Origin of the sequence: Kocuria sp. CPCC 205231 (genome assembly GCF_040980965.1) — a bacterium.
Lineage (GTDB): Bacteria > Actinomycetota > Actinomycetes > Actinomycetales > Micrococcaceae > Kocuria > Kocuria rosea.
On sequence record NZ_JAVKPP010000020.1, the window covers coordinates 24162 to 41764 of the forward strand.

The following is a 17603-nucleotide window of genomic DNA, read 5'->3' on the forward strand; positions in this document are numbered from 1 at the left end:
GAGCAGAAACGGTGAACGGCGCACAAATTGCCAGCGACCGCCCCGGACGTGCCCGGCGCCGCGACCGGGGACGGCGTCCGGGACGACGACGGGCGGGGTCCGGTGGGCTCAGCCGCCGAAGCGCCGCTGCCGCGAGGCGTAGTCCCGCAGCGCCCGCAGGAAGTCGACGCGCCGGAAGTCCGGCCACAGCGCCTCGCAGAAGTAGTACTCGCTGTAGGCGGACTGCCACATGAGGAACCCGGACAGCCGCTGCTCGCCCGAGGTGCGGATCAGCAGGTCCGGGTCCGGCTGCCCGCGCGTGTAGAGGTGCTGGGAGATGTCCTCCACGGACAGGCTCTGCGCGAGCTCCCGGACGTCCGCGCCGGCGTCGAGGGCATCGGTGAGGACCTCCCGCACCGCGTCCACGATCTCCTGCCGGCCCCCGTAGCCGACCGCGATGTTCAGGTGCGGGCCGGCGTTGCCCGCGGTGCGCTCCGTGAGGTCGGCCAGGCACGCCGCGAGCTGCGGCGGCAGCATCTCGAGGGCGCCGACGGGCTGGACCCGGCAGATGCCCGTCTCGGTGAGCGTGTCCATGAGATCGGAGATGATCTCGAGCAGGGGTTCCAGCTCCGCGGCCGGGCGCTTGAGGTTCTCGGTCGAGAGGATGTAGAGGGTGACCACCTCGATGTCCAGCTCCCGGCACCAGCCGAGGAACTCGACGATCTTCTGAGCGCCCGCCTTGTGCCCGTCCGCGGTCGAGGCGCCGAACTGCTTGGCCCACCGCCGGTTGCCGTCCACGAGGACGCCGACGTGCTTGGGCAGCCGCCGCGGGTCGAGCTCGGCGGAGAGCCGGCGCTCGTAGAACCGGTAGAGCGGCCGTGGCTTGGGCATCTGTGCTTCCTCCCGGGTTCTCGCGCACGGTGTCGGGGGTCGGGCCGGACGTGGTGGGGGCCACGGTGCCGGGCGTGGTGGTGGTCACGGACCCGGCCGGCTCTCGGCGACGCCTCCTAAACTACCCGGTGGGAGACCGGACGGACTCACGCACAGCACGCCGGGAGGAACATGATGGAGCACACGCACAGCGCCGCCCGCCGGGCCGCCGGCCGCGTCGAGGAGGCGGTCGAGCACGGGATCGAGGGACTCGTGGAGCGCAAGCCCGCGTGGCGGGGCTGGATCCACGCGAGTTTCACGCCCGTCGTCGTCGCCCTGGGTCTCGTGGCGATCCTGCTGGCGCCCAGCACCGAGCTGCGGATCGCGTGCGCCGTGTACGGCGTGACGGGCATCCTGCTGTTCGGCGTGTCGGCGATCTACCACCGCGCCTACTGGCCCCGTCGGCTGCACATGGTCCTGCGCCGGATGGACCACTCGAACATCGCGCTGCTGATCGCCGGCACCTACACCCCGCTGGCGGTCGCGCTGCTGGACCCGCCGCAGTCCCGGCTGCTACTGGTCGTGATCTGGTCCTGCGCCGCCGGTCTGGTGCTCTTCCGGCTGCTGTGGACCCTGGCGCCCCGCTGGCTGTACACGCCGCTGTACGTGGTGATGGGCTGCCTGGCCCTCTTCTACCTGCCGCAGTTCTGGCAGATCAGCCCCCCGGCGGCCGCGCTGACCGCCGCCGGCGGCATCGCCTACATCACCGGCGCCGTGGTCTACGGCACCCGGCGGCCGCGCCTGCTCCCCGAGGTGTTCAGCTTCCACGAGGTCTTCCACGCCTTCACGGTGCTGGGCTTCGTGCTGCACTACGTGGCGATCATGCTCGCGATGCTCCGCTGAGCGGCTCCGCCCCGCCCACCCGCTCACCGGGCTCCGCGGGCCCCGGGGGCCGCGCCTGCGGGGCCGGGCTCTTGCCTCAGCCGCGCGGGGCGGGCCCCTCCGGCTCCTCGGCCCGCGCCGCCGGCCCTCCCCCGGCCCGGTCGCCGTCGGCGCCGGTCCTGGCGTCGGCGCCGTCCGTCCCGGCGCTGTCGGTCCCGGCGGGGCCGCCGGCCCGCTCCTCCGCGGCGCGGCGCTCGGCGTACTCCGCGCGGTAGCGCAGCCGCCGGTTGCGGCGGTTGAAGTCGCGCACGAGGAAGATGACGGCCACGGCCAGCAGCAGCGTCATGAGGAACCCCAGCATCCCGGGGGTCACCTGGCTCGGGTCCAGGCCGGGGCGCAGCGTGCCCTCGTCGATCGGGTTGGGCGCCATCGCCGGCAGCAGGGCGAGCACGTTCAGCACGGTGGTCATCCCGGCGCTCAGCCCACGATCCCGGCGAACAGGTCGTGCTCCGGCAGGTCGGTCGGCACCCGGGACTCCGCCAGGACGTAGTCCTCCCACGGCCACACCTGGGACTGCAGCTCGGCGGAGACGGCGAAGAACATCCCGTCCGGCGCCACCTGGGTCCGGTGGCTGCGCAGCGCCTCGTCCCGCAGCGCGAACGTGTCCGGGCAGCGCACCTTGGTGGTGGTCTCGTGCCGGGGGGCCGGCGGGCGGTGGCCCTCCGGGTCGCTCTCCTGCAGCATCGCGATCCGGGCCGCGTACGGGGACTGCAGGCCGCGCTCCTCGAGGGCCTCGTGCAGGGCCACGAAGCGCTCCAGGTTGAAGGCCCGGTCGTAGTAGAGCTTCTGCGGGGTCCACGGCTCGCCGAGGCCGGGGTACCGCTCGGGGTCGCCGGCGGCGCGGAACGCCTCGACGGAGACGTTGTGCGTCTGGATGTGGTCCGGGTGCGGGTAGCCGCCGTTCTCGTCGTAGGTCAGGATCACGTGCGGGCGGAACCGGCGCACGAGCCGGACCAGGGGCGCGGCGGCGCGCTCGAGCGGCTGCAGGGCGAAGCAGCCCCACGGCAGCGGCGGCAGCGGGTCCCCCTCGGGCAGCCCCGAGTCCATGAAGCCGAGCCAGCGGTGGTCGACGTCCAGCGCGGCGGCCGCCTGCGCCATCTCGTGCCGGCGCAGACCGGTCAGGTCCCGCTCGGCGTGCGGGTGGCCCTCCATCTCGGCGTTGAGGATCGAGCCCCGCTCCCCACCGGTGCACGTGGCCACCATGACCTCGACCCCCTGCCGGACGTAGTGGGCCATGGTCGCGGCGCCCTTGCTCGACTCGTCGTCGGGGTGGGCGTGGACGGCCAGCAGGCGCATCTCTGACAGGGAGGTCACTCGGGAGGTCCTCTCGGGAACGGTCGGGGAGTCGGGGAAGCGGCCGGTGCGGGCACGGGCCGCCGCCCATTTTACGCGTTCGCCGGGCGGTCCTGCGCCCGGGGTGCTCCCAGGGGCCTCGGCTACAGTGGTCGGGCGGTCGCCGGGCCCGGCGCCGCCCCCTTGCCCCCGAGACCCGAGGCCGCCGTGTCCACCGACTCCCCAGACCTGCTCCGCGACCGCTACGGAGCGCCCCGCCGCGAGCGCCGGATCGGGACGCGCGGCTGGATCGGTCTCGCGCTGGCGGCCACCCTGGTCACCGCCGTCTTCGTCGTCTGGGTGGTCACGGCGCGGCAGAGCGCCCCCACGTTCAAGGACATCGGCTTCGAGGTGGTCTCGGAGGCGCGGGCCACGGCGGACTTCGAGCTCACCAAGCGTCCCGAGGACGTCGTCACGTGCGCGGTGCAGGCCCTCAACCAGGAGTACGCCGTGGTGGGCTGGTCCGAGGTGACCATCGGGGCCGTGCCCGAGGACCGGCTGGGCGACGGCGGGACGAGCTCCCACCGCGCGGCCGTGCGCACCACCAACCTGGCGACCACCGCGGTCGTGGACTCCTGCTGGCTCGAGGACTGAGCCCCCGGCGGTCGTCCCGCCCGTGTGTCGCCGCCGCCGTCGAGCCTTTGGGCTTGTCCGCCCGCCCCGCCTAGACTGGGCAGCAGGACTCCCCGTCCCCGGCAGCCGGACACCGTCCGAAACGGACGACCCGCACCGGGGCGGGGTCTTTGCGTAGCGGACCCCCGCACCGCCGGCGGCCCCCACGCCGTCGTCCCGGTCCGCCGCGGACCCGCCCGGACCCCGGGAGGACTGCCGCGGCCCGACCGCCCGTTCACCGAGGAGAGATTGTGACCACCACGAACAAGACCGGCGCCTGGCTGACCCAGGAGGCCTACGACCGCCTGAAGAAGGAGCTCGACCACATCTCCGGCCCGTACCGGCACGAGATCGTGGAGCGCATCGACCAGGCGCGCTCGGAGGGCGACCTCAAGGAGAACGGCGGCTACCACGCCGCCCGCGAGGAGCAGAGCAAGAACGAGGGGCGCATCGTCCACCTCAAGAACCTGCTCGAGAACGCCCAGGTCGGCGAGGCCCCTGCCGACGACGGGGTCGTCGAGGCCGGCATGGTCGTCACCGCGGAGATCGCCGGCGAGGCGATGACCTTCCTCATCGGCTCCCGCGAGGTGGCCGAGGACCTGGCCGCCGGCAGCGAGCTGGAGGTCTTCTCCGAGAAGTCCCCGATGGGCTCCGCGATCTCCGGCCACCGGGTCGGGGACGAGCTGTCCTACACCGCTCCCAACGGCAAGGAGATCCCGGTCAAGATCCTGGACGCCAAGCCGTTCAAGGTCTGAGGCTCCCGTGACGACCCACTGGTTGCGCAGCCCCGGCCCCGGCACCAAGGCCCTGATGGTCCTGACGGCGGTGCTCGGGGTCGTGGCCGTGGTGCTGCACTTCGCGGGTCAGGGCGACCCCGCCGCGAGCGCCCCCGGCAGCCTGCGCAACGTCTTCGTCTTCGCGACGTTCGTCAGCGCGTTCGTCACCTACCTCACCGGCCGGCGCCGCACCTGACGCCGCCCCCGCCGACACCGGCGCCGGTCCCCGCGGGGACCGGCGCCGTCGTCGTCCGGGGCCGGTGCCCGGCGGCGGTCAGTGCACGACGACGGGGTGGTAGCCCTCCGCCTCGAGCGCCCGGAGGATCTGACGGCAGTGCTCGTGCCCCTTGGTCTCCATGTCGATGGTGATGGACACGTCGCCCAGGCTGAGCGAGCCGCCGATCCGGGTGTGGTCCACGCCGGTGACGTTGGCGTCCTGGACGGCGATGAGCTCGGAGATGCGGGCGAGCTCGCCCGGGCGGTCGGTGAGCATCATCTTGATGGTCATGTACCGGCCGGCGGCGGAGAGCCCCCGCTGGATGACCTTGAGCATGAGCATGGGGTCCACGTTGCCGCCCGAGAGCACCACCACGGTGTTGCCGAGGTCCGGGTACGCGGCCTGCAGGCGGCCATCCAGAAGGGCCGCGACGCCGACGGCGCCGGCGGGCTCCACCACGAGCTTGTTGCGCTCGAGCAGGAAGATCAGCGCCTGGGCGAGGGAGTCCTCCGAGACCGTCACGACGTCGTCGGTGAGCTCCTTGATGATGCTGAACGGCAGCTGCCCGGGTTTGCCCACGGCGATGCCGTCGGCAATGGTCGAGACCCGGTCGAGGGTCACGAGCGCGTCCCCCGCGAGGGACGGCGGGTAGGCGGCGGCGTTCTCCGCCTGCACGCCGATGAGCCGGATCGGCCGGCCGAGCTGCTCGGCGCGGGCCTTGACCGCCACGGCCATGCCGGCGAGCAGCCCCCCGCCGCCCACCCCGGTGATGACGGTGTCGACGTCGGGCACCTGCTCGAGCACCTCGAGGCCGAGCGTGCCCTGCCCGGCCACGATGTCCGGGTGGTCGAAGGGGTGGACGAACACCGCCCCGGTCGCGGTGGCGTGGCGCTGGGCCTCGGCGAGGGCCTCGTCCACGCTGGTGCCGTGCAGGATCACCTCGGCGCCGTGGTCCTGGGTCGCGGCGATCTTGGGCAGGGCAGCGCCCAGCGGCATGTAGATGCGGGCGGTGATGCCCAGCTTGGCGGCGGCGAGGGCGACCCCCTGCGCGTGGTTGCCGGCGGAGGCCGCCACGACACCGCGGGCCTTCTCCTCGTCGGTGAGCTTGGCCATCCGCACGTAGGCGCCGCGGACCTTGAAGGAGCCCGCGCGCTGCAGGTTCTCGGCCTTGAGGTTGACCTCGGAGCCGATGAGCCGCGAGAGCGCCCGGGAGTGGGTCACCGGGGTCCGGTCGATCACGCCCTCGAGGAGCGTGGCGGCGTCCTGGATGTCGGCGAGACGGACGGGCAGTTCGGCCAGGCTCACGGTGCGTCTTCTTTCCCGGTCGGTGCGTCGGTGCGGGGCCGTGCGGGACCCGCTGGGTCGTGCCACGGTGAGCGCCCGCCGGCGGCGGGCGCGGTCCTCATCCTAGTCGCTGCCCGGTGTGCACTCCGGCGAGGCGGGAGCACCGGAACCCGCCCCCTGGCCGACCCCCTGCTCGTCGCTGCGGCCGCGGCCCTGACCCGTGCCGGCGGCGGCCCGGGCGCGGTCGTCCCGTCGGCCGCGCTTGAGCGCGGCCTGCAGCCGTTCCTTCGCGCGGGTCCGGCGGAAGCGCTGGAGCTGGGCCATGACCTGGTCGCGGGTGAGATCGTTCTTGCGCGCGTGCTTCTTGATCTCCCACGGGAAGTAGTACGGCTCCCACGGGATCTCGTCGTCCGCCTTCCACGTCCCGCCCACGAGGTAGCGCACCACCGTGTTGAGGAAGGCCATCACGGGCACCGCGAACAGGGCGCCCGCGATGCCGAAGAGGATGGTGCCGGACGCGACGGCGAGGAAGACCGCGAGGGGGTGCAGGGACACGGCCCGGCCCATCACGAGCGGCTGCAGGACGTTGGACTCGATCTGCTGCACCAGCAGCACCACGGCGAGCATGGCCAGGGCGGTGCCGAAGCCGTTGGCCACGAGGGCGACGAGCACGGCGACCGCGCCGGTGAGCACGGCGCCCACGATCGGGATGAAGGAGCCCAGGAACACGAGGATGCCGATGGGCAGGGCGAGGGGGACGCCGAGCAGCGCCGCGCCGAGCCCGATGCCCACGGCGTCCACGAACGCCACGAAGCCCTGGATGCGGGCGTACTGCACGAGCGAGGTCCAACCCCGGCGGCCGGCGCCGTTGACGGCCCGCCGCGCGCTGACCGGGAACAGCCGGACGAGGAAGAGCCAGATCCGCTCGCCGTCCATGAGGAAGAACAGCAGGGTGAAGAGCATGATGATGATGCCGGTCAGCACGTTGCCCGCCGTCGAGCCGAAGGACATGGCGCCCGAGAGGATGGCCTCGCTGTTGTCCTGGATCGTGGTGCCGAGGTCGTCGATCCAGTCGTTCACGCTGTCGGCGCTGAGGTTCAGCGGCCCGTCCTCGAGCCAGCCCAGCAGCTGCTGGGTGCCGACCACCACGTTCTCGGACAGCTGCGCGAAGCCCAGCACGATCTGCCGGCCGGCGAGCACGAGCAGACCCGTCACGAGGCCGATGAGCACGAGCACCGCGGTGCCCGAGGCCAGGCCCGCCGGCACGTGCTGTCCGCGCAACCACTTCACCAGCGGGAACAGGAGCCCGGCGAGCAGGCCGGCGATGAGCACGGGGATGATGACCACCGTGATCGTCGACAGCATGTACCCGAGCAGCCCCACGGCCGCGAGGATGATGATGAGCCGCCACGACCACGCCGCGGCCACCCGCACCGAGACCGCGACGCCACCCGCGGCGTTGCCGTGCAGCGGGGGGAGCTCGGTGCCGGGTCCCGGCCGCAGCGGCCGCTCGGCGTCGTGCGATGTCGAAGGCATGGAGCCATCTTGGCACGGCGGTCCGACCGCCGGGCGCCCCCCGGCCGGGGCCGGACGACGATTCCGCGGGCCGGTCCGGCACGCGGGGCGCGCGCGGTGGAAGACTGGCGGGATGTCACGCACTTTCCTCCGCGTTCTCGCCCAGCGCCGGCCGGCTCCCGGCCTGACCCCGGACGCTCCGCCGCGGGAGGAGCTGGAGGCCGTGCTCCGCGCCGCCGCGGGGACCGCGGCGGCCGATCCGGGCCTGAGCTGGCGGGTGGCCGTGACCACCCGCCGCTCCGCGCCGGAGCTCGCGGCCGCGCTGGCGGGGCTGACCCGGGTGCCCAACATGTCGGCGCCCTTCCCCCGGCTCAAGGGCAAGCAGCTGCGCCGGCTCGCGGCCTTCCGGGGCGCCCTGAAGTGGGCGAGCACGGGCGGCCTGGGGTGCGCGCTCGTCTTCAGCCCCGACGGCACCCTGGGCGTCCCGCGGAAGGAGCAGCTGAACGCGGCGCACGGGGCCCGCCCCCTGCTCGAGGCCGCGTTCTGGGCCGCCGGCTGGGGCACCGTGTGGGCCCACCGGGACGGCGAGGGCGAGGACGCGGTCCGCGCGTTCTACGGGCTGACGGAGGAGGAGAAGCTGCTCGGCTGGCTGTTCGTGGGCCGCCCGCCCCGCGCCGTGGCCGCCGAGCACACGGCCACCCGCCCCACGCCCGGGCCCCGGATCTCGTACCACTGAGCCCCTCCTCCGCGTCCGCCCGCGGGTCGCGGCACGACGACGGCCCGGGACCCGCGGTGCGCGGGTGCCGGGCCGTCGTGGGTGGTGCAGCCGGGGCCTGGACCTAGTTCGAGGTCATCTCCCGGATGATCGCCAGGATGCGCAGGATCTCGACGTAGGTCCAGATCAGCGTGACCGTCAGGCCGAAGGCCGCGGACCAGGCCATCTTCTCGGGGACGCCGACCTCGACACCGCGCTTGATGTTGTCGAAGTCCAGCACGAAGCTGTAGGCCGCGAGCAGGATGGCCACGGCGCCGATGAGCAGGCCCAGCCAGGGGCCGAGCGGGCTGTCCGTGCGGATGTTGAAGCCGAACAGCAGCACCGCGCCCAGGTTGACCAGCGCGAAGACGGCGTAGGCCATGAGCGCGACCATGAAGATCTTGGTGGCGCGCGGGGAGGCCCGGACCTTGCCGGAGCGGAAGAGCACGAGCACCGAGACGAACACGGCGATGGTGCCGATGACGGCCTGCACCACGATGCCCGGGTACATGGCCTCGAACATCCCCGAGATGCCGCCCAGGAACATGCCCTGGAACAGGCCGTAGGCGAGGATCAGCGCGGGCGAGGGCTCGCGCTTGAAGGCGTTGACCAGGCCGAGGACGAGACCGACGAGGGCGCCGGGGATGGTGAGGATCGGCATGATCCAGCCGGCGAGCGCGCCGACGACCACGGCACCGAGCACCGTGGCGGTGCGCATGATGACGTCGTCGTAGGTCATCCGGCCGGTCTGGTTCGTCCCGGCGGCCGGGGCGTTGTACATCGAGTCCAGGCGCTCGGCCGAGTACGGGGCGCCCTGCTGGTAGCCGGGCTGCTGCTGGTAGGGGGTTCCGTAGGAGGTCTGTCCGTACTGGTTCCCGTGGGACTGGGCGCTGCCTGCGCCCGGCTTCGAGAGATCGCGGAGAAGCGGGTTACCGCCGGCCATTGAGGGGTCCTTCCGTGGCACTGATGTGCGAGATGTGCGACCAGCGTAGCAAGGCCTGCCTGACGAAAGCATGAGAACTGCTGTGCTTAAGCCGAGGGCGTGCGGGCGGCCCGGCCGGCGCAGGTCCCGGCCCCCAGGAGAGCGGACAGACAGGTCTTTGCAGGTGCACACATGCTGGGGAGAACGACCGCTGTCCCGATCCGGAGGCCCCTCATGCCCGAGTCCCCCGCCCACTGGGTGCCGCTGGCCGCGATCCCGGTGCTGCTCGCCGTCGGGGCCCTGGCCGTCCTGCACTGGAGCCGCTACCTCGGGGCGATCGGCCGGCTGGAGCGCGCGCGGACCTCTCCGGACGCCGCCCCGGCGACCGCCGCCTGGCTCGAGCTCCGCAGCGAGGAGCACTACCGCCGGGCCTACAGGCTCACCTGGGCGGTGGCCGCGGTGCTCGCCGCGGGCCTGACCGCCGCCGTCCTCGCGGGCTGAGCGGCGGCACGCCCCGTGGTCCCGCTGCCCGGAGCCGTCATCCTCTACGGCTGCCTCGTCGTCGCCGGGGCGGGCGCCACTGCCCTGTGGAGCCTCGTCCAGGTCGCGCTCGACCTGGCCCCGGCCGCCCGCCGCCGGTCCCGCGGCGCCCGCGCCTCCGCGCGGAGGCACCTGGGCCGCGCGACGTCCGCGACCGCCGTGGCCCTGCTGACCGCGGGCGTCCCCTCGCTGCTGCGCCATCTCGAGTGGCTCGCCGTGCTGGTGGGGACGGCCTGAACCGCCCCGACGGGACCGTGGGCCGACGGGGCTGGCGTCACACTTCGTGATGAAGCCGTGATCTTGTTTTAGATCTGTTCGCATTGATTTGCATGTGAGAACCTTTTCCGGGATCCCCCCAGCCCCCAGGAGTTCGCCCATGCAACGATCCATGCTCGCCCCCACCCTGTCCGCCCTCTCCCTGGCCCTCGTGCTGGCTCCTCTCACGCCCGCGACCGCCGCCCCCGCCGAGAACGCCACGACCCTGTCCGCCCAGCAGGTCAGCGCCGAGGCCCCGCCCGAGATCACCGACCGGATGATCGTCAAGTACCGCACCCCCGTGACCGACGCCGAGTCGGAGCAGGTCGTCGAGGACGCCGCCGCCGAGGCCCACGTCCCGGAGGCCGAGGACACCACCGAGGTCCGGACCACCGGCGACGGTGCGGCCGTCGTCGAGCTGGCCGGCGAGGTCTCGACCGACCAGGCCGAGAAGCTGGCCGAGGAGCTCACCAAGGACCCGGCCGTGGCCTACGCCGAGCCCGACCGGCTCGTCTCGACCGCCCGGATCCCGGGCTCGGACGAGGGGGAACCGGAGGACATGGGCTCCGTCGCCGCGACCGCCGCGGACCCGGACGTCCCGTCCCTGTGGGCACTCACCAACCTGCGCGCCTTCGAGGCGTGGGACACCGCCACCGGCAAGGGCGTGACCGTCGGGGTCGTCGACACCGGCTTCGCCAACCACCCCGACCTGGACTCCCAGACCATCGGCGGCTACGACTTCGTCTCCACGGCCGCCCTCGGCAACGACGGCAACGGCCGGGACTCGGACCCGCGGGACCCGGGCACCTACTCCACGGCCGGCCAGTGCTACGCCGGCTCCGCGGCCACCAACTCCATCTGGCACGGCACGCACGTGGCCGGCACCGTCGCAGCCAAGCGGGACAGCTACGGCACCGTGGGCATCGCCCCCGACGCCACCCTGCTCAACGCCCGGGCCCTGGGCGCGTGCGGCTTCGGCTACGTCTCCGACATGGCCGACGCCGTGCGCTGGCTGGCCGGCGACGCCGTGGCCGGGGCCCCCGCCCCGCGCAAGCGCGCCGACGTGATCAACATGTCCCTGTCCATGGGCGGGGGGTGCCCGGCCACGCTGCAGAACGCCATCAACACCGCCTGGTTCCGGAACATCCCGGTGGCCGTGGCCGCGGGCAACAGCGGCCGCCCGGCGATCGAGTACGCCCCGGGCAACTGCTACAACGTCATCACGGTCGGGGCCATCGGCTCGGACCGGGTGCGGGCCAGCTACTCCAACCACGGCGGCGCCGTGGACATCTACGCCCCGGGCCACCACATCCTGTCCGCGGGCAACACGGGCACCCGGGGACCGGTCGCGCCCAACAGCCGCTTCGACTACGGCACGTCGATGGCCACCCCGCACGTGGCCGGGACCCTGGCCCTGCTCAAGCAGAAGAACCCGACGCTGAGCTCCGACCAGTACAAGCAGCTGATCCTCGACTCCGGGGACGCCTGGGACAGCCTCCCCGGGGGCAAGACGCTGAACTCCCACGACGCGCTGTGGATCACGAAGGCCGCCGACACCGCCGCACCGGCCGCGCCCACCCCGACCTACACCACCAAGGGCGCGATCGGGGCCCTGTACCAGCGGATCAAGAGCCAGACCGGGGCCCCGACCTCCCACGAGCAGGCCGTCGCCGGCGGGGTCCGCCAGAGCTTCGCCAAGGGCACCATCTACTGGTCCTCGGCCACCGGCGCCTACTGGGTGCGGGGCGGCGTCGAGACCGCCTACAAGCGCAACGGCACCGCCGCCGGCGTCCTGCGCTTCCCCCGTTCGGACGAGAAGTCCAACGGCATCGGCGGGGCCTACCAGCTGTTCCAGAACGGCCGGATCCTCTGGTCCTCCCGCACCGGGGCCCACGCTTTGACCGGGGACATCGAGACGGTCTTCGCCGCGGCGGGCAACGAGAAGGGCGCCCTGGGCTACCCCACCGCGGACCGGCGGAGCAACGGCATCGGGGGGTTCTACCAGACCTTCCAGAAGGGCCGCATCCTCTGGAGCTCCGCCCACGGCGCCCACCCGATCACCGGCGCCACCAGCGCGGCCTACTCACGGGCCGGCAGCGAGCGCGGGTCGCTGGGCTACCCCACGTCCGGGGCCGTCGCCGACGGACGGGGTGGCACCTCCCAGTCCTTCCAGAAGGGCCGGATCGTCTGGAGCGCCGCCGGCGGGGCGCACGCCCTCAAGGGCTCGATCGGCGCCCAGCACAACCGCTCCGGCGGCACGGCCGGTGCCCTGGGCTACCCCACCACCGACGAGGCGTCCACCGGCACGGGCGGCGTCTACCAGGTGTTCCAGAAGGGCCGGATCTACTGGAGCCCCAGGACCTACGCCCAGGAGACCAAGGGCTCGATCGGCAACGCCTACGTGGCGCTCGGCGGCACGAAGAGCCGCCTGGGCTTCCCCCGGACGGGTGAGATCACCCGCGCCGACCGCTCCGTGGTGCAGTACTACCAGGGCGGTTCCATCACCTGGCGCCCGGGAGGATCCATCCGGATCGACTACCGCTGACCCGGCACCGGTCCCGCCGCGGCCCCGCTCCGTCCTGTCGGAGCGGGGCCGCGGCGCGTCCGGCGCCCTGCTGGGCACCGTACGCGCCGAGGTCCCGGAGTCCACGGGCCGGCCGCCCCACCGGTCCCGCCACCGGCGTCCCCGCAGTAGAGTCACGCCCATGGGGACTCTGCTGTACGAGTGGATGACGGCGCGCCAGGCCGCGGACGCGCTCGACACGTACCTCGCCGAGCGCGGTCCGGCACTCGAGCGCCTGCGCGCGGCACTGGCCGAGCACGGCCTGGAGCCCGACGAGATGCTCGACGGCTCCCTCTACTCCTTGTCCCCGCTGTGGGCCTGGATCAGCGCCCGGACCTCCGAGCTCGGCGTGGACCCGCGTCCGCTCGCCGAGGACCCCACCCGCCCCGCGTGGCCGAGCTGGGCCCGGCACGGCAAGCTCGTGGACCCGCACCCGCCGGCCGCCACCATCGCGCTGCTGGACGGCTTCGTCTCCTACCTCGGGCAGCTCGTCGGCGACGCGGCACCGGAGGCGACCTGGCAGGTCGGCGAGCACCTGATCGCCGACCACCCGCTGCTCAACTACCCGGTGCTGGGCTCGGACCACCACCAGGTCTTCCTCCCCGGCATCCCGCTCTACAGCGCCTACCAGTCCGCCCACGGGCGCGCCCCGATGACCGGGACCGAGATGCTCGCCCACATCCGCCGGACCGTGGACGCCCTCCACGGCGGGGGCCCGGAGGCCGCCGCCGTCGAAGAGCCGCTGGTGACGGTGGTCGCCGAGGTCGACTGCTTCGACGTGGGGCTGCGCGAGGACATCCCGACCCTGCACCCGCAGGTCGTGGAGCAGCTGATCGACGAGCTGTGCGACCGCGACGGCGTCGAGTCGGTGCACCGGTACGGGCCCGCCGCGCTGGTCGTGGACGTCTCCGGCTGGGACGAGCTGCGGCTGAAGCTGTGGTGCACGCTGTGGCTGCAGCGCCACCTGCCGCGCTGAGACACACCTCCGAGCAGGGACTCGGCCGCCTGGACCGCCCGTTCCCCCTACCGTGGCGAGGTGGACCCGCTGACGCAGCACACCCCGTGGCGGCCGGTGCTGCTCATCGAGTTCCTGGTCGCCCGGCTCCTGGTGCCGCAGCCGCCGTGGGCGGCGTTCGCCGTCGTCACCGGTGCCCTGGCTGTCACCCAGGTCGTGCGGGCGCGGCACGCCTGGGCCTGCCTCCGCGCGCTGCACACCACCGGCCGCACCGGCTGAGGATCCGTGCGCCACGCCTGGCTCACCACTCATGTGTGCGGAGACGGCACCGGCGCTGCTGACTACGCTGTCCCCACGGGTGGTCCGAGGGCGGGGGGTGGCGCGTGAGCACGGAGGGGATCGGCGACGCCGGCAGTGCCGGTGCGCCGCGCGAGCGGTGGGCGTTCCGGTGGTGGTGGATCCCGGCGTACTTCGCCACCACCTTCGTCCTCGACACGGTAGGCACGGCGGTGTGGGACTGGGTGCTCGCCACCGGCGGGTACGGACTGTCCAATGCCGTCGCCGGGCTGATCACTCTGACGGTGTGCTTCGTGATGCACTCCCGCACCCGGGCCAGGCACCAGAAGCTCGAGGAAGAGGGCGACCCGGAGGTGCTGCCGCGGACCACCGACTACGTGACCACGGCGACACCGACGGTGGTGCTGTGCTGGATGGCCGGGGTGGTGGCCTGGGCGGTGACCGTGCTGCTGCTCGTCGTGGCCGGATTCTCCTCGGCCTGGGTGATCGGACCCATCATCGGGACGGCGTTCATCCTGGGTGCTCGGACGGAGTCCGCTCACGCCAGGACGATGGACGCCCTCCGCGGGATCCCGCCGGCGCCGGCCGCCCCCGAATGAGGGGTCAGACCGTCCTGGTTGCTGCGTGGCACGATGCGAGGACCACGACGGCGATCCGGGAGGTCCACTTTGTCGAGACGGGCCAGGCTGCTGACGCTGGACGTCGTCATCCTCATCGCCTGGGTCATCGGGATCCGTCTCATTCTCGGGGAGTGGGACTGGTTCATCACGGGCATCGGCGCCGTGTTCCTGGGGACCCGGATGGCCTGGGACGCCCGGCCCCGCCGCGACCCGGGGATGGAGGCGTCCCGATGACGCAGGACCGGCGAGGTCGCCGCGGCGGAGTGTTTCCGGCGCATGGTGCGGCGGCGGCGTCGAGCCCAGCACGCGCGCAGGAGCAAGGAAGCGTCGTGACCGCATCCGAGGACCGGCCCGACGAGGAGCCCGACGACGAAGACGTCGGCGAAGGCGTGCTGTGAGAGGCGTCGCGCTCGGGATCTGCGCCGGAACCACCAGGACGGGGAAGAATAGCGCTCATTCCAGCAGCATCCCGGCCGGCATCTGCCCGACATCGCCCAGCGCCCCGAAGAAGAACACCCTGGCCAGCAGCACCAGCACCGGACCGATCAGTCCCAGGGCCAGGATCCAGGACCGTGCACGGAACACCTCGGCGTAGATCTCCGCGGTCTCACCGCGAGCCGCACCGATCCGCCAGCTGCGATGGACGCTGCGTGCCATCTTCTCCGACATGAAGCGTGCCTGAGCGTAGAAGATCGCGAACAGGGCCAGTGCCCCAACAGGGGCTACGGTCGCGAAGACCGACGGATTGGCGTAGAGCACCTGGAGCATCAGCATCACGGTGAACACCACGCTCATCGCCAGGATCGCGACGTGGAAGGACGTCACCGCCAGCGAGGCGGCCACCTTCGGGACCTGCCGCGGGGTGGACGACAGACGTGCCGCGATCGGTCTGCGCGCGAGGGTGAGCACGATGTTGGCGGTCACCACGAGGAACAGCGGAGCCATGACGGCGATGCCCACGTGAGGCTCCCTCCAGGTCGGCCCGGCAGTGCTCTCCACCGGCACTCCTCAGCCTAGGAGTTGCAGTTGTGAACCGCTGTCCGCACTGCTGCGGTCTACCCGATCGGTCCCCGAGGATTCCTCGGAGATCTTCGCCGGCGAGCCCGGCGCACTCCGGCCCGGGTCGGTAGCCGCCGGTGGTGAGTTCTCGAAGGATCGGCTTGGTGGCGTACTTTCGGGCCCGTTGCGCGTCCCCATCGGATGAGCTGGGCCGGCTTCCGTGACACCCTGTACATCACTGCCTTCAACCTCGCCCAGGAGCTTCGAGCCGCATGACCCGATGGACCACCGCGGAGAACCTGCACGACCTGGGCTCCGGCACCACCCTGGTGACCGGCCCCGCCGCCAACTGGCTGATCCTGCGCGAAGGCAGCAGCTGCACCCTGATCGACTGCGGCTACCCCGGTGACCGCACGCTCGTCGACGCCTCCCTGCGGGCGGCCGGGGTGCCCGGCCTGCCCGACGCCGTGGTCATCACCCACGCCCACGCCGACCACATCGGCACCCTGGGCCGCTTCGTCGCCGCCGGCGTCCCGGTGCACTGCTCGGCCGCCGAGGTGCCGAACATGGCCGGCACCGCCCGCGAGCAGATCGGGCCCAAGGAGTCCCTCCCCCGCGCTGCCCGCTCGTGGAAGTGGCTCACCTGGAGCATCCACGCCATCCGGGTCGGCGGCCTCAAGGACGTCACCGTGGACCCCGAGGCGCTCACTCCTTGCACCCCCCGACGCGACCGCCCTGGACGTCCCCGGGAGCCCGCGCCCGGTGGCGACCACCGGACACACCTCCGGGCACACCTCCTACCTCATCGGTGGCACCGGGGTGCTCGCCTCCGGCGACGCGGTGATCACCGACCACATGGTCGCCGAGAAGCACGGTGTCCCGCAGCTTCTCGCCGACCCGTTCCACCACGATCTGCCGACCGCATCGCGGACCGCGGTCCGGCTGCTCTCCGACACGGACTTCGACGTCCTGGCACCGGGCCACGGCCCGCCCCTGCGCGTGCCGGCCGGCCGGCGTCTGTCGATCCACTAGATGTGATGTCCAGGGAGGTTGGTCAGGCGGGTGACCGGTGGCTGGCCTCCAAGTGCGGAGTGGGCTCGATGATGATTGTAGAAGTGCAGCCAGCCCGGTAGGGCATCGTCGCGCTCTGCCGTGGAGGGGTAGAACCGGGCGTAGGCCCAGCCATCGGCCAGGGTGCGGTGGAAGCGTTCGATCTTGCCGTTGGTCTGGGGCCGGTAGGGGCGGGTGCGTTTGGTCTTGATGCTCAGCTCGGCGCAGACCTGGGCCCAGGCATGGGAGCGGTAGCAGGACCCGTTGTCCGAGAGCACCCGCTCCACGGTGACGCCCTGGTCGGCGAACCACGCCCTGGCTCGGTGCAGCACCCCGATCGCGGTGGCAGCCTTCTCATCGGTGCAGATCTCCGCGTACGCCATCCGGGAGTGGTCATCGATCACGGTATGCACGAAGGCGGTCCCGATCAGGGGGCCACGTACTGGGCCTTTGCGGCGTTGAGTATCGGTGGTGGCGCGGTTGCGGTTGCCTTGCTGCTTACCGAGGTAGCGCCAGCCACCTCCGTCGGGGATGTTGCCGAACTTGGTGACGTCGACGTGGATCAGTGATCCGGGATGGTCGTGTTCGTAGCGGCGCAGGGGTTCGCCGGTGACCCGGTCGATGCGGGAGAGCCGGTTGATCCGGCAGCGCACCAGCACCGCATGCACGGTCGAGGCCGGCATTCCGAGTCGGCCGGCGATCTGCACTGGGCCCAGTCGGTGTCGCCACCGCAGGGCCACGATCCTCCGGACCACCCCGGGGGCGGTCTTGGTCGGGCTGGTGCGCGGGCGAGAGCTGCGATCAGCCATCCCGGCTTGGCCTTCGGCCCGGTAGCGGTCGGCCCATTTCTTGGCCGTGCGGGCAGAGACCATGAACATCTTGGCCGCCGCGGCGTAGGTCCACTGATCCTCGATGATCAGCCGGGCCAGGCGTAGGCGTGTACGAGGGGTCAGGACGGCGTTAACGTGGGACATGAAGGCCTCCGGTGGGTGAAGCGGTGAACTAGACAGCTCCACTTCACTACCGGAGGCCTTCCCGTGTCAGCCCGACTCTGTCAACGACGGTCGAAAAGTGAGCAGTAGCGACGGCCCAAAAGTGAGCAGTGGATGTCGCTAGTTGGC

At 72.4% G+C, this 17603-nt stretch carries 22 protein-coding genes and 1 pseudogene; 15 read left to right on the forward strand and 8 right to left on the reverse strand.

Annotated elements, in window-relative coordinates:
• Positions 1–108 precede the first annotated feature (108 nt).
• Complete coding sequence (locus RF640_RS16860) at positions 109–870, reverse strand: isoprenyl transferase (protein ID WP_017832411.1); 762 nt, start codon at positions 868–870, stop codon at positions 109–111.
• Positions 871–1041: 171 nt separating this feature from the next.
• Here RF640_RS16860 and RF640_RS16865 point away from each other — a divergent pair, with 171 nt between their 5' ends.
• The gene (locus RF640_RS16865; RefSeq protein ID WP_031282470.1) at positions 1042–1752 is read left to right on the forward strand and encodes a hemolysin III family protein; all 711 of its coding nucleotides are present in this window, start codon (positions 1042–1044) and stop codon (positions 1750–1752) included.
• Between the two features lie 76 nt (positions 1753–1828).
• On the opposite strand, the gene RF640_RS16870 is transcribed toward RF640_RS16865, so the two are convergent.
• On the reverse strand, positions 1829–2200 hold the full coding sequence (locus tag RF640_RS16870) for a hypothetical protein (RefSeq protein WP_017832413.1): 372 nt from the start codon (positions 2198–2200) through the stop codon (positions 1829–1831).
• Between the two features lie 8 nt (positions 2201–2208).
• Positions 2209–3087, reverse strand: coding sequence for a mycothiol conjugate amidase Mca (gene mca, locus RF640_RS16875; protein WP_031282471.1), 879 nt, complete (start codon positions 3085–3087; stop codon positions 2209–2211).
• 204 nt (positions 3088–3291) lie between these two features.
• On the opposite strand from mca, the gene RF640_RS16880 reads away from it, so the two are divergent.
• The 3 genes from RF640_RS16880 to RF640_RS16890 all read left to right on the forward strand — a co-directional run bounded on the left by RF640_RS16880 (position 3292) and on the right by RF640_RS16890 (position 4707).
• Positions 3292–3717 (forward strand): DUF4307 domain-containing protein, encoded by a 426-nt coding sequence (locus RF640_RS16880; RefSeq protein WP_017832415.1) that lies wholly within the window; start codon positions 3292–3294, stop codon positions 3715–3717.
• Positions 3718–3986: 269 nt separating this feature from the next.
• Positions 3987–4490: a transcription elongation factor GreA gene (gene greA, locus RF640_RS16885; protein WP_017832416.1), complete on the forward strand. Its 504-nt coding sequence runs from the start codon at positions 3987–3989 to the stop codon at positions 4488–4490.
• A 7-nt stretch (positions 4491–4497) separates the two neighbouring features.
• Positions 4498–4707, forward strand: coding sequence for a hypothetical protein (locus tag RF640_RS16890; RefSeq protein WP_017832417.1), 210 nt, complete (start codon positions 4498–4500; stop codon positions 4705–4707).
• 78 nt (positions 4708–4785) lie between these two features.
• Here the strand turns inward: RF640_RS16890 and ilvA are convergent, their stop codons facing one another.
• Both ilvA and RF640_RS16900 read right to left on the reverse strand, forming a co-directional pair.
• Complete coding sequence (gene ilvA / locus RF640_RS16895; RefSeq protein ID WP_017832418.1) at positions 4786–6033, reverse strand: threonine ammonia-lyase; 1248 nt, start codon at positions 6031–6033, stop codon at positions 4786–4788.
• Positions 6034–6135: 102 nt separating this feature from the next.
• A complete protein-coding gene (locus tag RF640_RS16900; protein ID WP_368828434.1) occupies positions 6136–7548 on the reverse strand; it encodes an AI-2E family transporter in 1413 nt (470 codons plus the stop codon).
• Between the two features lie 112 nt (positions 7549–7660).
• On the opposite strand from RF640_RS16900, the gene RF640_RS16905 reads away from it, so the two are divergent.
• A complete protein-coding gene (locus RF640_RS16905; protein WP_109243289.1) occupies positions 7661–8263 on the forward strand; it encodes a nitroreductase family protein in 603 nt (200 codons plus the stop codon).
• 103 nt (positions 8264–8366) lie between these two features.
• On the opposite strand, the gene RF640_RS16910 is transcribed toward RF640_RS16905, so the two are convergent.
• Positions 8367–9224 carry a Bax inhibitor-1/YccA family protein gene (locus RF640_RS16910; protein ID WP_368828436.1) on the reverse strand — a complete coding sequence of 286 codons (858 nt, stop codon included), beginning with the start codon at positions 9222–9224 and terminating at the stop codon, positions 8367–8369.
• A 213-nt stretch (positions 9225–9437) separates the two neighbouring features.
• Here RF640_RS16910 and RF640_RS16915 point away from each other — a divergent pair, with 213 nt between their 5' ends.
• The 8 genes from RF640_RS16915 to RF640_RS16950 all read left to right on the forward strand — a co-directional run bounded on the left by RF640_RS16915 (position 9438) and on the right by RF640_RS16950 (position 14831).
• Entirely contained in the window at positions 9438–9704 is a 267-nt protein-coding gene (locus RF640_RS16915; protein ID WP_368828437.1) for a hypothetical protein, read from the forward strand.
• 15 nt (positions 9705–9719) lie between these two features.
• Positions 9720–9980: a hypothetical protein gene (locus tag RF640_RS16920; protein WP_368828438.1), complete on the forward strand. Its 261-nt coding sequence runs from the start codon at positions 9720–9722 to the stop codon at positions 9978–9980.
• A 139-nt stretch (positions 9981–10119) separates the two neighbouring features.
• Positions 10120–12543 (forward strand): S8 family serine peptidase, encoded by a 2424-nt coding sequence (locus tag RF640_RS16925; RefSeq protein WP_176338029.1) that lies wholly within the window; start codon positions 10120–10122, stop codon positions 12541–12543.
• A gap of 160 nt (positions 12544–12703) precedes the next feature.
• A complete protein-coding gene (locus RF640_RS16930; protein ID WP_115162383.1) occupies positions 12704–13537 on the forward strand; it encodes a hypothetical protein in 834 nt (277 codons plus the stop codon).
• Between the two features lie 60 nt (positions 13538–13597).
• On the forward strand, positions 13598–13795 hold the full coding sequence (locus tag RF640_RS16935) for a hypothetical protein (protein ID WP_368828439.1): 198 nt from the start codon (positions 13598–13600) through the stop codon (positions 13793–13795).
• Positions 13796–13899: 104 nt separating this feature from the next.
• On the forward strand, positions 13900–14412 hold the full coding sequence (locus tag RF640_RS16940; RefSeq protein WP_095650459.1) for a hypothetical protein: 513 nt from the start codon (positions 13900–13902) through the stop codon (positions 14410–14412).
• Positions 14413–14481: 69 nt separating this feature from the next.
• A complete protein-coding gene (locus tag RF640_RS16945; protein ID WP_368828440.1) occupies positions 14482–14667 on the forward strand; it encodes a hypothetical protein in 186 nt (61 codons plus the stop codon).
• Complete coding sequence (locus RF640_RS16950) at positions 14664–14831, forward strand: hypothetical protein (protein WP_176475293.1); 168 nt, start codon at positions 14664–14666, stop codon at positions 14829–14831. Before RF640_RS16945 ends, RF640_RS16950 begins: the two co-directional genes overlap by 4 nt.
• A gap of 55 nt (positions 14832–14886) precedes the next feature.
• Here RF640_RS16950 and RF640_RS16955 read toward each other — a convergent pair whose 3' ends face one another.
• The gene (locus tag RF640_RS16955) at positions 14887–15393 is read right to left on the reverse strand and encodes a hypothetical protein (protein WP_368828441.1); all 507 of its coding nucleotides are present in this window, start codon (positions 15391–15393) and stop codon (positions 14887–14889) included.
• Between the two features lie 311 nt (positions 15394–15704).
• Between RF640_RS16955 and RF640_RS16960 the strand changes: the two are divergent.
• Positions 15705–16049: pseudogene (locus RF640_RS16960) on the forward strand (MBL fold metallo-hydrolase); the annotation flags it as partial.
• Position 16050: 1 nt separating this feature from the next.
• The gene (locus tag RF640_RS16965; RefSeq protein WP_368828444.1) at positions 16051–16464 is read left to right on the forward strand and encodes an MBL fold metallo-hydrolase; all 414 of its coding nucleotides are present in this window, start codon (positions 16051–16053) and stop codon (positions 16462–16464) included.
• Here the strand turns inward: RF640_RS16965 and RF640_RS16970 are convergent.
• Positions 16461–17456, reverse strand: a complete 996-nt coding sequence (locus tag RF640_RS16970) for an IS481 family transposase (RefSeq protein ID WP_368828442.1) — start codon at positions 17454–17456, stop codon at positions 16461–16463. The two genes, RF640_RS16965 and RF640_RS16970, sit on opposite strands and share 4 nt — an antisense overlap.
• Positions 17457–17603: the final 147 nt, after the last annotated feature.